Origin of the sequence: Maribellus sp. CM-23, assembly GCF_021354595.1 — a bacterium.
Classification (GTDB): Bacteria; Bacteroidota; Bacteroidia; order Bacteroidales; family Prolixibacteraceae; genus Draconibacterium.
Genome location: NZ_JADWYJ010000001.1, coordinates 1,620,399 through 1,634,811, shown reverse-complemented (window position 1 = coordinate 1,634,811; position 14,413 = coordinate 1,620,399). Strand labels below are relative to the sequence as shown.

General features: G+C 46.1%; 10 protein-coding genes and 1 pseudogene. 10 read left to right on the top strand and 1 reads right to left on the bottom strand.

Features of this window, described 5'->3' with window-relative positions:
• Positions 1 to 118: 118 nt before the first annotated feature.
• Complete coding sequence (locus INQ51_RS06455; RefSeq protein WP_233377059.1) at positions 119 to 1,312, bottom strand: phosphoglycerate kinase; 1,194 nt, start codon at positions 1,310 to 1,312, stop codon at positions 119 to 121.
• 571 nt (positions 1,313 to 1,883) lie between these two features.
• Between INQ51_RS06455 and INQ51_RS06450 the strand changes: the two genes are divergently transcribed.
• The 10 genes and pseudogenes from INQ51_RS06450 (at position 1,884) to INQ51_RS06410 (ending at position 14,344) form a co-directional block, all read left to right on the top strand.
• Positions 1,884 to 3,008, top strand: coding sequence for an ATP-binding protein (locus INQ51_RS06450; protein WP_233377058.1), 1,125 nt, complete (start codon positions 1,884 to 1,886; stop codon positions 3,006 to 3,008).
• 113 nt (positions 3,009 to 3,121) lie between these two features.
• Positions 3,122 to 4,300, top strand: a complete 1,179-nt coding sequence (locus tag INQ51_RS06445) for a stage 0 sporulation family protein (RefSeq protein WP_233377057.1) — start codon at positions 3,122 to 3,124, stop codon at positions 4,298 to 4,300.
• The gene (locus INQ51_RS06440; RefSeq protein ID WP_233377056.1) at positions 4,301 to 4,774 is read left to right on the top strand and encodes a gliding motility lipoprotein GldH; all 474 of its coding nucleotides are present in this window, start codon (positions 4,301 to 4,303) and stop codon (positions 4,772 to 4,774) included.
• A gap of 47 nt (positions 4,775 to 4,821) precedes the next feature.
• Positions 4,822 to 5,559 (top strand): tRNA (guanosine(46)-N7)-methyltransferase TrmB, encoded by a 738-nt coding sequence (gene trmB / locus INQ51_RS06435; protein ID WP_233377055.1) that lies wholly within the window; start codon positions 4,822 to 4,824, stop codon positions 5,557 to 5,559.
• Positions 5,560 to 5,571: 12 nt separating this feature from the next.
• On the top strand, positions 5,572 to 5,901 hold the full coding sequence (locus INQ51_RS06430; RefSeq protein WP_119437710.1) for an MGMT family protein: 330 nt from the start codon (positions 5,572 to 5,574) through the stop codon (positions 5,899 to 5,901).
• A 58-nt stretch (positions 5,902 to 5,959) separates the two neighbouring features.
• The gene (gene mnmH, locus INQ51_RS06425; protein WP_233377054.1) at positions 5,960 to 6,985 is read left to right on the top strand and encodes a tRNA 2-selenouridine(34) synthase MnmH; all 1,026 of its coding nucleotides are present in this window, start codon (positions 5,960 to 5,962) and stop codon (positions 6,983 to 6,985) included.
• 6 nt (positions 6,986 to 6,991) lie between these two features.
• Positions 6,992 to 8,095 (top strand): annotated as a pseudogene (locus INQ51_RS22500) (cysteine desulfurase family protein); the annotation flags it as partial.
• 72 nt (positions 8,096 to 8,167) lie between these two features.
• On the top strand, positions 8,168 to 9,196 hold the full coding sequence (gene selD, locus INQ51_RS22495) for a selenide, water dikinase SelD (RefSeq protein WP_317207955.1): 1,029 nt from the start codon (positions 8,168 to 8,170) through the stop codon (positions 9,194 to 9,196).
• 140 nt (positions 9,197 to 9,336) lie between these two features.
• Complete coding sequence (locus INQ51_RS06415; RefSeq protein WP_233377052.1) at positions 9,337 to 10,452, top strand: Mrp/NBP35 family ATP-binding protein; 1,116 nt, start codon at positions 9,337 to 9,339, stop codon at positions 10,450 to 10,452.
• A gap of 205 nt (positions 10,453 to 10,657) precedes the next feature.
• Entirely contained in the window at positions 10,658 to 14,344 is a 3,687-nt protein-coding gene (locus INQ51_RS06410) for a tetratricopeptide repeat protein (RefSeq protein ID WP_233377051.1), read from the top strand.
• The last annotated feature ends 69 nt before the right edge of the window (positions 14,345 to 14,413 follow it).

Below are 14,413 nucleotides of genomic sequence, written 5' to 3'. Positions count from 1 at the left end.
AAAGTTAGGAAGTTTTTTCTAACTCCGACGAGGGATGAAAAGCCTGAAAATAAAAAACCCGGTCTGTACGTCAGCTGACGGACAAACCGGGTTTTATTATATTTTTTTGGTTGATTGCTTATTCGCCGCGAACAGCTGCTACACCCGGAAGAACTTTTCCTTCGAGGTATTCAAGCAGTGCACCACCGGCAGTTGAGATGTACGAAACTCCCGGAGCAATGCCAAACTGGTTAGCCGCAGCAACCGAGTCGCCACCACCTACCAGCGAGAAAGCACCTTTTTTGGTGGCTTCCACAATGGCTGCACCTACCTTTTTTGTTCCGGCAGCAAAGGTTTCCATTTCAAAAACTCCCACAGGACCGTTCCATAGAATGGTTCCCGAGTTTTCGATTACTTCCTTCATTTTGGCAACGCTTTCAGGACCTGCATCCAAACCTTGCCATCCTTCCGGAATAGCGTTGGCTGCAACTACCTGGGTATTGGCGTCGTTGCTGAATGCGTCAGCTGCCACAACATCGGTAGCAATTACCAGGTTAACCCCTTTTTCTTTGGCCAGTTTCTCAATGTTTTTGGCAGTTTCAAGGAAATCAGTTTCGCAAATGGAGTCACCTACCTCGCCACCGTTGGCTTTTACAAAAGTGTAAGTCATACCACCACCCAAAATCAGGTTGTCAACTTTACTCAACAGGTTTTCGATGATAGTAATTTTCGATGAAACTTTTGCACCACCCATGATCGCAGTTAACGGGCGTTGTGGGTTTTTTACCACTTTGTCGAGGCTTTCAACTTCACTTTCGATCAGGTAACCAAACATTTTGTCGTTCGGGAAAAATTGGGCTATAACAGCTGTTGATGCGTGTGCGCGGTGAGCTGTTCCAAACGCATCGTTGATCCAGCAGTCGCCGTTGTCAGCCAGCTGTTTTGCAAACTCTACATCACCTTTTTCTTCTCCTTTATGGAAGCGAAGGTTTTCCAGAAGCAACACTTCTCCGGGCTGAAGCGCATCAGCAATCGCTTTTACTTCTGCACCTACACAGTCGGGAGCGAGTTTAACTTCAACACCCAGTAATTCACTTAAGTGACCAACCAAGTGACGCATTGAAAATTTATCTTCCGGACCGTTTTTCGGACGGCCAAAGTGCGACATAATCACCGGAGAACCACCGCTTTCCATTACTTTTTTAATGGTTGGAAGCGCTGCTTTGATTCGGGTGTCATCGGTAATGACAAAATTTTCGTTCAAAGGAACGTTGAAGTCAACACGGATAAGTGCTTTTTTGCCCTTAAAGTCGTAGCTGTTAATTGTTTGCATCGTATTTTATTTTAATAATTTCTTGAAAATCATTCAAAGATAAGAATTAATGCAACGCCATAACAGTGCTGATTTCAAGGCCAAATGAATTTAATGTTTGGGTAAAGTAGATTAGGGAGGGTTGGAGGATTAGAATATTGGAAGGTTCGAATTTGACGATAAATGGAGGAAACTGTTAGACTGATAAATTGTAAAATTGTTAAACTGTTTACTGTGACTGACCACTAAATCTTTCTGTCCTTCGATCCATCAGTCCTTCAGCTTCAAGACACAAGTCGCAGTGTTCAGGGAAGAAAGGACTGGATTTCAAATAATCAATAACAAACAATGAATATCTAGTGACCAACTACTCGTGGTTCGTGGCAGATGGCTCGCTGCTCATTCTCTCATTAAAGCATTCATGCATTTTCGCATTTTCATTGAATGCCCAATGACTGCCAATACTTGCCGTTCTCTGATCTTTCTCTGTGTAACACTGCGGTAGAATTTTTTAAAATCGTTCGTGCATAAATTTCCAATATTCAACGCTCAATGTTCAATCCAACCGACATAAAGTGCTATTTTTGGCTCTATGTTTTTTAAAGACGTTGTAGGACAAAGCAAAATCAAAAAGCGGCTGATCCGCTCGGTAAAGGAGCAGCGAATCAGCCATGCACAGTTGTTTGCCGGGCAGTCGGGAACAGGAAAGCTGGCCATGGCGCTGGCGTATGCCCAGTATATATCGTGCCGGAACCGCACCGATGGGGACTCGTGTGGAGTTTGCCCGTCGTGCCACAAGTACCAAAAACTGGCGCATCCCGACCTGCATTTTGTATTTCCGATTTTCAATGCAAAAAACCTGAACAAGCCGGTGAGCGACGATTTCCTGCCGCAATGGCGCGGGAAAGTCCTGCAGTCGCCCTATTTTACCCTGGGCGATTGGTTGCACCACATTGATGCCGGCAATGCACAGGGCGAGATTTACGAACGCGAAAGTGAGTCGATCCTTCGCAAACTGAACCTAAAGTCGTTTGAGTCGGAATTTAAGGTGATGATTATCTGGCTGGCCGACAAAATGAATGTGGCCTGTTCCAACAAGCTGCTGAAAATGATCGAGGAGCCGCCCAGCAAAACACTTTTTTTGCTGATCACTGAAAACGAAGAAGACCTGATCGGAACGATCCGTTCTCGTTCCCAGTTGGTAAAGTTTCCGTTTATTGAAGCCGAGGCCATTGAAGAGGCCTTGTTAAAAATAGAAGGGATCGACCCGGAGATTGTTCCCGATGCGGTGCACCTGGCTTCGGGGAGTTACATCCGGGCACTTAGCTACCTCAATCCGGGCGAAGATGAGCGCTTCTACCTGCTGAAATTTCAGGAGATGATGCGTTTTGCCTATGCCCGAAAAGTGAGTGAACTGATCACTTGGGCCGACGAGATGGCCGGCATCGGGCGTGATAAGCAAAAGGCGTTTTTTGCCGCTTCACTGCGTTTGGTGCGCGAATATTTTATTTCGAACCTGAAGTGCAGAGAACTCTCTTACATGAACCGCGAAGAAATGGAATGGGGGAAAAAGTTTGCTCCGTTTATCAACGAAAGAAACATTGTGCCCTTCGCCAAAGAGTTTGAACTGGGCATTCAGCACATCGGGATGAACGGCAATCCGCGCATCGTATTTCTGGATACTGCCTTGAGGATGGTGCGCTTGATAAAGCGCTAATTCGGCATAGATTCGTTCAAAATAGTTGGCATTTCCGGTTCAAATGGTATTAATCGTTATTTTTGTGTATGTATGCCAAGCCTAAAGGAAGAAACTAAACATAGAAAGTTACTATGCCGGAAGTGAATACCATAGAACGAGGAGTCTGCAAATCGGATAACGTATGTTGTGCTAAATTGCATGTTACAGACTGGCTCGCCGATATTAAATCGGTGGTTCAGGGTGACGAAATTGTGGAAGTCCGGTTTAAAAATACCCGCAAAGATTACTACCGGAATGTCAATAACCTGAAAATAAAGGTAGGGGATCTGGTGGCAGTTGAAGGAAGCCCGGGACACGATATCGGTGTGGTTTCTTTAAAAGGCGAGCTGGTGTACGACCAGATGAAGCGTCACCGGGTTACGCTGAACAACGGCGAACTCCGGAAGATTTACCGGATTGCCAAGCAGGTAGATATTGAAAAATGGAAAGAAGCCATTGCGCAGGAACACCAAACCATGATCCGGTCGAGACAACTGGTACAAGACCTGAACCTGGACATGAAGATCGGGGATGTGGAATACCAGGGCGACAAAACCAAAGCTATTTTTTATTACATCGCCGACGGACGTGTCGATTTCAGGCAGCTTATTAAAGTTTTGGCCGACACGTTTCGCATCCGCATCGAAATGAAGCAGATTGGTGCGCGGCAGGAAGCCGGCCGTATTGGTGGAATCGGGCCTTGTGGACGCGAACTTTGCTGCTCTACCTGGATGGCTAATTTTATTTCGGTAACCACCAATGCGGCGCGCTACCAGGAAATTTCACTGAACCCGCAAAAGCTGGCCGGGCAATGTGGCAAACTCAAGTGCTGCCTGAATTTTGAGGTGGATGCCTACATCGATGCACAGAAAGACTTTCCGCCGACCAATGTGCCGCTTGAAACCGAAAAGGCATCCTACTATTACCTGAAAGCCGATATTTTCACGGGTATTTACTGGTATTCTCCAAGGGGAGATGGTCCGGCAAGCCTGGTGGCAGTCCCGGTTGAACGTGTGAAGGAAGTGATTCGGATGAACCGGAAGGGACGGAAACCGGAAAAACTGGTAACGGAGCGTTACGAGAATAATACAAAGCAGGAAGATACGTTTCATAATGTGGTGGGGCAGGAAGATTTGAATCGTTTTGATAAACCGCAGAGCAGAAAGAAAAGCCGGAATAAACGTTCCCATCGAAGAGAAGGCGGGCCGACGAGCGATTCAGGAGAAAGAAATAGAAAAGGGAGGAATCCAAACCGAAATAACGGGAGATAGATGAAGAAGATTTTTCAGTGGGCGCTGGCTGCTTTTTGTTTGTGTTGGCTAGCTGCCTGTCAGCCAAAAATTATTTACGAAACATACAAGGAAATCGATCAGCGCAGCTGGAACAAAGACTCTCTGGCGGTGTTTGAAATACCGGTGACCGACACCACACATAATTTTGATCTTTACATCAACGTCAGAAACGACGTAAACTACAACTACAGCAATTTGTGGCTGTTTGTAACGATCGAAGAACCGGACGGAAAATCAGTAGAAGATAAGTTTGAAATTACGCTGGCCGAGCCTTCCGGAAAATGGATGGGAGAAGGAATGGGCGGATTAAAAACGCGCGAGGTTTTGTACCGGCGTAACATTTTTTTCCCTTCTTCGGGAAATTATACGATCACGCTTCAGCAGGGAATGCGGGAAAATGTGTTGAAAGGGATCAGCGATGTGGGTGTCCGTATCGAAAGGGTTAAAAATTAGCCGTCAAAATTGAATCAACCAAGAAATAGCAGTAACGATAAATAAAAGTGGGAAAAGGAAAACTTTTAAAGTTTAACGAGTTGTTGAGCTTCGAACATGTGGTTCAGGCTCCGTTTAACGTGGTAGAACACAACGATTTTCAGCTGAAAGGAAAGTGGGGGAAGGAATTTTTTAAGAATGACAACCCGCTGATCCTGGAATTGGGTTGTGGCAAAGGAGAATACACCGTGGCCCTGGCTGCAAAAAATCCGGACGTGAACTACATGGGCGTCGATATAAAAGGCGCCCGGCTTTGGAGAGGGGCCAAACTGGCTAAGGAGCAGGGTTTAACCAATGTTGGCTTTTTGCGTGCCAATATCGAGCAGATCACACAGTTTTATGGTGCGAGTGAAGTGGCGGAAATCTGGCTTACTTTTCCTGATCCGCAAATGGAAAAGACACGTAAACGTCTTACCTCAACTACCTTTCTGAATAAATACCGGGAGTTTCTGAAGCCCGGCGGAATCGTTCATCTGAAAACCGACAGTAACTTTCAGTACAATTATACCCGCGAGCTGGTAAAGCTGAATAGGTTTGAGATTTTGGCAGAGACCGACGATGTTTATGAGTGGGAACATTTGGACGACACACTGCGAATCCGGACTTTCTATGAAAAACAGTGGCTCGATCGTGGAATTAAAATCAAGTATATCGCTTTCAGGCTTGACACCGGCGAATTTCTGGAGCCGGATGTTGAAATTGAAAAAGACGAGTACCGCAGTTTTGGCCGCTCAGCAAGAGAGTAAAATCTAAAAGGGATGAGTGATTTTTTCCAACAGGTTTTCGAAGTGGTAAAGCAAATACCTCCGGGTAGGGTAACCTCCTATGGAGCAATTGCCCGTTACCTGGGAACCGGCGGGTCAGCGCGTATGGTAGGCTGGGCCATGAACGCCAGTCATACATCGCCTGATTATGTTCCCGCGCACCGCGTGGTGAACAGAAACGGATTACTTACCGGAAAACATCATTTCGACAGCCCCAATGCCATGCAGGAATTACTCGAAGCCGAAGGGTTCAAAATTGAAGACGACCAGATTCTGAATTTTCAGGAACGATTCTGGGATCCGGCAAAGGAACTTGATTTGTGAAGCCCTTAAAAGGACAATGACTTTGTTAATTTTCTACCTTTGAGGGCAAATCAGCAAGATGCCAAAAATCCTTTCCATTGAAGATTTACTCCCGTTAACTGATTCGATTCCTTTGATTGATGTCAGGTCGCCGGCCGAATACGAACTGGCGCATGTTCCCGGCGCATTTAACATTCCTATTTTTGACAACGAAGAACGTCGTCAGGTCGGAATCAAGTACAAAATTGGCGGAAAAGAAAGTGCGGTACTGCTGGGGCTCGATTTCGTGGGCCCCAAAATGTCAACTTTTGTGCGGGAGGCAAAAAAGCGTGCCCGAAATAAGAAAATTCTGGTTCATTGCTGGCGCGGCGGAATGCGTTCTGCGAGCATGGCCTGGCTTTTTGAAACTGCCGGACTTGAGGTATATATCCTCAAAGGCGGCTACAAAGCTTATCGGAAATACATTCGTGAACAGTTTTCGCGTCCGGTGAAGATGGTTGTGTTGGGAGGCTATACCGGCAGTGGAAAAACCGAAATACTTCAGACTCTGAAAAATCAGGGAGAACAGTTTCTCGATATTGAAGCCGTAGCTCATCACCGGGGGTCAGCTTTTGGTTCGCTGGGGCAGAAAGAACAGCCAAGCAACGAACAATTCGAAAACAGCCTCGCAGATGTTTGGCAAAAATTCGATTTCAATCAAACTGTTTGGGTGGAAGACGAAAGCCGTCAGCTGGGGCAGATTGGCATTCCGGATCCTTTGTATCAGCAGATTTGTAAAGCACCGCTCATAAAAATTTACATTCCGAAGCCTTTCAGAGAGGAAAGACTGGTGAAGGAGTACGGATTGTTTGAGAAACCCCTGCTAAAGGAAATGATTGAAAAGATCCGGAAAAGGCTGGGAGGGGCGGTAACTGCTGAAGCATTGAAGGCATTGGAAACCGGCGACCTTGAAAAAGTAGCTTCGCTGACATTGCTTTATTACGATAAAAGCTACGATTACGGCTCTTTGAAGCGTGATCCGGAGAAGATTCTGGGGGTGGAGCTGGAAAAGGATGATCCGGCCGAAAATGCTGAAATAATTAAAGGATTGTTGAATAAAATATAGTCTGTTTTGGAACCTATTTATCTTGATTACAACGCCACCACCCCCATTGCCAAAGAGGTGGCAGATGCCATGCGGCCTTATCTCGAACATTTTTTTGGAAATCCTTCGAGTGTACACTCGTATGGGGTTAAGACAAAACTGGCGGTAGAAAAGGCACGCGCTCAACTGGCTGATTTGATTGGCTGTTCGGCGGCAGAGATTGTTTTTACAAGCGGCGGAACCGAGTCCAATAATTACGCAATCAAGGGTGTGGCGATGGCGAACAAACATCGCGGCAATCATATTATAACGTCAGCGGTGGAGCATCCCGCGGTTTTTGAAGTTTGCCGCTACCTCGAAAAAAACGGCTTTGAAATTACCACGGTTCCGGTGGATGAAGACGGAGTGATTGTGCTCGAAGAACTAAAAGCCGCCATTCGCCCTGAAACCATTCTGATTAGTGTGATGCACGCCAACAACGAAGTGGGGACGATTCAGCCCATCCGAGAAATTTCTGAAATTGCCCGCAGGCACAGTATCATTTTTCATACTGATGCGGCACAGTCGCTGGGGAAAATTCCGGTAAATGTGAATGAGCTAGGTGTTGATTTGCTGAGTATTGCCGGGCACAAACTGTATGCTCCCAAAGGAATCGGGGCTTTGTATATTCGTAGCGGCGTTGAGTTGGAGAAGTTGATTCACGGCGCTGATCATGAGCAAAACTTGCGGGCGGGTACCGAAAATGTATTGGAAATTGTTGGGTTAGGGGCGGCAGCACAGTTAGCTGCGGAAAACCTAAACGAAAATATCGATCACTACAAGAGCACTCGTGATTACCTCGAAAAACTGCTAAAAGATGCCATCCCATCGCTAAAAATAAACGGACATTACGATTTACGCCTACCCAACACGTTGAGTGTTTCTTTTCCAAAAGTGGAAGCCAACACCCTGATCGATCGTTTGGAGGGAGTGGCTGCATCAGCAGGAGCCGCTTGCCATGCCGAAAGTGTGGATGTTTCAGCGGTACTTGAGGCCATGCATATTCCGATTGAATTTGCAATGGGAACGATTCGTCTGTCAACAGGAAGAGGAACTACCATGCAGGAAATAAAACAGGCAGCAGATGAAATCATTGAAACGGTGAAACAGTTGCTTCCAAAAGAGGAGGGCCAGCATTTAGCAGGGAAATCTTTTCAGAAAGAAATTAAACTGACGCATTATACGCATGGATTGGGCTGCGCCTGTAAAATTCGTCCGCAAAACCTCGAAAAAGTGTTGAAAAACCTGGCGCCGGTAATCGACAAAAATGTGCTGGTCGGAACCGAAACTTCCGACGATGCAGCTGTTTACCGGATCAGCGATGAGCTTGCGGTGGTTCAAACGCTCGACTTTTTCACACCTGTTGTAGACGATCCGTATGATTTTGGGGCGATTGCCGCTGCCAACGCTTTAAGCGATATTTATGCCATGGGGGCCAAACCGGTTTTTGCGCTGAATATAGTCGGCTTTCCCGAAGATACGCTTCCGATGGAAACGCTGGAGCAAATTCTGAAAGGTGCGCAGGACAAAGCCGCTGAAGCCGGAATTCCGGTTTTGGGCGGACACACAGTCGAAGATCCGGAGCCTAAATTCGGGATGGTGGTGACGGGGACAATTCACCCGGCCGAGATTTTGAAAAATACCGGTGCGCAACCTGGCGATAAACTTGTGCTGACCAAACCGCTGGGAACCGGCATCCTGTCAACAGGAATAAAGCGCGGAATGGTGGAAGATCAGCTACGGGAAATGGTAAGCCGGCAAATGATGAGCTTAAACAAAACCGCTGCCGATGTGATGAAGAAATATTCGGTTCATGCTTGTACTGATGTTACCGGTTTTGGTTTGATGGGGCATTTGAAGGAAATGACAAGCGGATCGTTGTGTGATGCAACGGTGTGGTACGACAAAGTGCCTTTTTTGCCCGAAGTGAAAAATCTGGCAGTGGCGGGAGTCATTCCCGGAGGATCGCACAATAACCTCAGTTTTGTGTCTGAATATGTTGATTTTGGAAACCTTTCGCGAACTGACCGGCTTTTGCTGTGCGATGCGCAAACTTCGGGTGGTTTACTGATCGCACTGCCTGCGGCTGAGGCCGAAAGACTGGTAATTGATCTGAAGGAGAGCGGCGTGTCTGATGCTTGTATAATTGGTGAATTTTTGGCGAAAGGGAAAGGGATTGTTACTGTTCAGTAAGATCTTTATATGTTTTAGTATTGAACAAATGGTTAGAATATTCTTGCTGAAAACAATTCACCCATCCAGGTGTTTTTATAAGGCAATTGTTACTTTTGCATGGTTTTACGATTACATAAGAACATAAGAATCATTTAAAAATGGCTGAAATACCAAGAAAGTTAATTGTCCCGAAGAATGTTACCGATGCTTTGCGCACGGTAAAATACCCGGGAAGTAATGAAGACATTGTTGCGCTTGAAATGCCACAGGAAATTCGGATTGCCGGACAACGCGTAAGTTTTTCCCTGGTTTTTCAGAAAAGCGATGATCCAAATATCGAAGCGCTGATCCTCGAATGTGAGAAAGCGATCAAAACCTATGTGGGAGAGGAAGTGGAGATTGAAGACAATATCGCGGTGAAGTATATCCACGATATGGAGCGCCCGGTTCTTCCAAACGTAAAAAATATCATCGCCATCGCCTCCGGGAAAGGTGGTGTTGGTAAATCAACGGTTTCGGTAAACCTGGCAGTTGCGTTGGCAAACTCAGGAGCTAAAGTTGGTTTATTGGATGCCGATATTTTTGGACCTTCAATACCGAAAATGTTTGGTGCTGAGGGTGACCGCCCGGCAGGAATCAAAATTGACGGTCGCGAGATGATCAATCCGCTGGAAAAATACGGCGTTAAATTTCTCTCGGTTGGTTTTTTTGTGGATACTGAAAGTGCCATTATCTGGCGCGGGCCCATGGCTTCAAATGCTCTGAAGCAGTTGATCTCAGAAGGAAACTGGGGCGATCTCGACTATTTGCTGATCGACCTTCCTCCCGGAACCAGTGACATTCATCTTACCCTGGTACAATCAGTGCCGGTTACAGGAGCGGTGATTGTTACCACTCCGCAGGATGTTGCGCTGGCCGATGTGGTGCGCGGTGCCAGCATGTTCAAAAGTAAATCGATTGATGTTCCGGTGCTGGGGCTGGTTGAAAACATGGCTTGGTTCACGCCCGAAGAATTGCCGGAGAATAAATACTACATTTTTGGTAAAGACGGCGGTAAAAAACTGGCCGACAAACTGGGGCTGTCGTTTTTAGGACAGATTCCGATTGTGCAAAGTATTCGCGAGGGAGGCGATTCCGGCAACCCGGTTGCTTCAGCCTCCGAAACAATTACCGGAAAGGCTTTTGCTGAAATTGCAGCAACCGTAAAACACCGGATACACCTGCGAAACCTGCAAATGGCCCCTACCAAAAAAGTGAAAATTTCAAGGAAATAGTTCTCCTGATAAGGAGGCCTTTCAAACGGAAGAGATTTGTTTATTTAGAGCAGATCTCTTCTGTATTTTTAACCGAATTGTATTGGGGGTTTTTAGGCAATCAAATTTTCTTATTTTTGCAGCACCCGTCATGAGAATAAATAATGGTAATCAACAATAATCTGATGTTTCGGGAGTTTATTCTTAGAGCAAATAAAATACCTGTTTGAAGAGACTTTTTTTACATACCATAGTTTTTCTTTTATTGGTTGCGGTTTTTGCAGGGTGTTCCACCGAAAAGAATACCCGGGCATCGCGTGCTTACCATAATGTTACCTCGAAGTACAACATTTACTTTAATGCCAACGAGAGTGTAAAAGCGGGGCTCGAAACCATCGATTCGCGCATTGAGGATGACTACACGCACGTGCTTCCGATTTTTAAGGAAAATGATCCGGCAGCAGCTAAAATGGTAAAATCCGATATGGATTATGCCGTTATTAAATGCTCGAAGCTGGTTGAAATTCATTCTTTGACCAAAAAACCTAAACGGAAAAGAGGGGGTGGTTCTCGCAAGTACCAGGAGTTTGCCAGCCAGGAAGAATTCAACAAATGGGTTGACGAAAGCTATTTGCTGATGGGTAGAGCATACTTCTATCAACAAAATTATTTTGCAGCCATCGATAATTTCTCGTACGTAGTTCGTAAATATCCCAAGGAAGAGACTGCCAGCATGGCGCAAGTCTATCTGATCAGGGCTTATACACAACTTGAAAGATACATTGAGGCCAACGAAGTTATTCAGGCCATTCAGGGCTACGACGATTTTCCACGGAAATACGAACGCGAACTGGCACTTGCCACCGCCGATTATTATAAAAAACAGGGCACTTACAGCGAAGCGATCCGAATGCTGGACATTGCCGTAAACAAAACGTTCTGGAGAAAAGAAAGGGCGCGTTTGCTCTACATTGTGGCGCAGTTGTACCAGGAAATGGGGCAAAACGATAAAGCATCGGAAACATTCAGCCAGGTGGCGCGCATCAGTCCCGATTACACGATGGCATTTAATGCGCGGATCAATTCTGCAGGAATATTTTCAGGTGAAGGCGACATCACTCAACTTAAAAAGGAGTTGAACAAGATGCTGCGTGATAAGAAGAACATCGATTTTCGCGACCAGATCTACTATGCATTGGGTAACCTGTTGATGAGGGAAGGTAACCGCGATGACGGAAAGGACAATTACCGTCTTTCGGTGGCCGCGAGTTACAAAAACCAGTACCAGCGTGCTTTGTCAGCGATCACACTGGCAAATCTTTATTTTGAAGACCAGAATTACCGCGGGGCCCAGTCTTATTACGACAGTGCCATGATCATCATAGATGAAAATTATCCGGATTACAAAAACGTTGAATTAAGATACAAAAGTCTCACCAGCCTGGTGGATAACCTGTTGATGGTGGAGCGTCAGGATAGTTTGCAGAAAGTTGCTCAAATGCCGGAAAATGAGCGCGAGGCTTTGATTGCCCGTTTGATGCAGGAAGAGCAGGAGCGCCAGCGTAACATGGAAAACCTGGCGATGCAAGGCTCTCGTGATCAGGGCTATTACCGATCTAACCGCTACCGGATGGGAATGGGAGGTGCGGGTGGAACCGGATGGTATTTCTACAATCCGCAAACGATTTCTTACGGAAGGGTAACTTTCCAGCAACAGTGGGGCCGAAGACCATTGGAAGACGATTGGCGGCGTGCCAACAAGAACACGGTTTCGATGGGCGAAGAAGACGAAGTGGCAGAAGAGGCCCGGCAGGAAGAACAACGGGAGCAAGACCCGCTGAAGAAAGAATTTTATACGCAGGATCTTCCGTTGAACGATTCGCTGATGCAGGTTTCGCATAACCGGATCCGGGATGCGCTTTACAACGCCGGAAAAATATTTAAGGCCGAGTTTGAAGATTATCCACGTTCGGCAGAATCGTTTGAAGACCTGAACAAACGCTACCCTGCCAATATTTACCTGCTTTCAGCTTACTTTGATTTGTACGACTTGTACGAGCTGATGGGCGATAAAGCCAAATCCGATTATTACCGCAACCTGATTATTTCGCAGTACCCGGAAAGCAAATACGCGCAATTCCTGCTCAATCCGAATTTCTTTGTGGAAATGGAGGCCCGTCTCGACAGCCTCAACAAGCTGTATCAGGAGACATTCAGAAATTACAAGGCAGGGCGGTACCGGAATGTTTTAACGCTGGCCTCGGAGATGAAACAGATGAAGCCCGACACGGTGATCATTCCAAAAATTGATTTTATGGAAGCGATTGCGAAGGGGACCCAGTCGGATATGAGTCAGTTTGAATTGCTGATGAAAGGTTATCTTGAAAAATACCCGGCAAAAGAACCGTCGCCGCTGGCAAAGGAAATTCTGACATTGATCCAGGACAGTACGTTGGCCGATTACCAGAAACTGGTGGACATGGGGTATATCAACGAAGAAATTCAGAACGAAGAATTGCTAGCCAACGGAGATGTTGACGATGAGTTTGGAGGCAAGTTCTCGTACGACGAAGATCTGTTGCATTATTTTGTGATTGCTTATCCGAGAAAGGACGAGAAAAAGATCGATCTGAACCGTTTGAAATTTGACATTGCCAACTACAACATCGACCATTATACGAAGGTTGATTATGATATTGAAACCGAAAACCTGAACGAGAACACGGCATTTGTATTGGTACGTGCCATGCAAAACAAAGAGAATGCGTTGATCTACCACGGATCGATCATTCGCAGGGCGCCGGTGTTTAAATCGCTTCAGGACATCGATTACGTGAACTTTGTGATTTCTTCCACCAACTACCGACAGGTGATGTCGGAGAAATCCATTGCCGATTACCTGAAATTCTTTGTGAAAAATTACAGCCGCTTTATTCGTTCGAACTTTACCGACGATGGCCTGGATATTTCTCCGGAAGAATTGATGGCGCGTGCCGAAGCCGAATCAAATGCGCTGAAGGAAAAAGGACGTTTTGTGAGTGTAAGTACCGCTTTGCCCGGAACGTTCAATACACAGGTAGATACAACGCAGAACTTTGTACTGGCAGTAAAAGACAAGGGCGTTTCAATGCGCCAGGTTCTAAAAGAATTTTCTGATTTCAACCGTGTGGAGTTTAGGCCCTGGAACTTGGGGACGCAAATAAAACAGATAGATGAGTACCAATTGCTGGTGGTAAATGGCATTCCGGCTCTGAATCAGTCGTTGTCGTATTTCCGGAAAGTATTGACCACCCGGAGCCTGTATGGTTCGCTCACAGGTGTTTCTTACCGTGCATTCCTAATAACAGATGAAAACCTGCAGGCTTTGATGGATAAGAACAAAGTGGATGAATACATGACCTTCTTCCGGGCGCATTATACACAACGGAGTTCAGAACAAAGCAGCAGTAGTTCGCAGTCGAATACGCAAAGTACCGGGGCAGTGACTCAGCCAACAACCGGAGCAGTACAAGAGGCTGCAAAAGTTACGGATGTGGAAGGCCCGTATAATCCGGCAGTGGAGGGAGCACACAGAGTTGTGTTTGTGATTCCGGCAGAAGGAATTGACAAGGCTGCTTTTATCCAGGGAATTGAGCGTTACAACAGCGATAACTTTGCAGGTTCAAACTTTGTTGTTTCCGAGCAAGCGCTCGATGCATACCGTGTACTTGTTATTATTTCAGGAATGAAAGACAAGGAAACAGGACGTTTGTATTTCAGTAACCTGGTTCGCACCCGTAGTTTGTTTGACGCGCTGGGCAATGCCGAGTACCGGAACTTTCTTATTTCCGACGAAAACTTTGGGATTTTCCTCAACGAAAAGAACATCACCCAGTACATGGATTTCTACAAAAAGGTGTACCTCGGCAATTAGCCGCAAGTTTCAGACGGATACATTTCAGCAGCTATCGGCTCACAGCTGGTGGCTCGAAGCTATTCACCC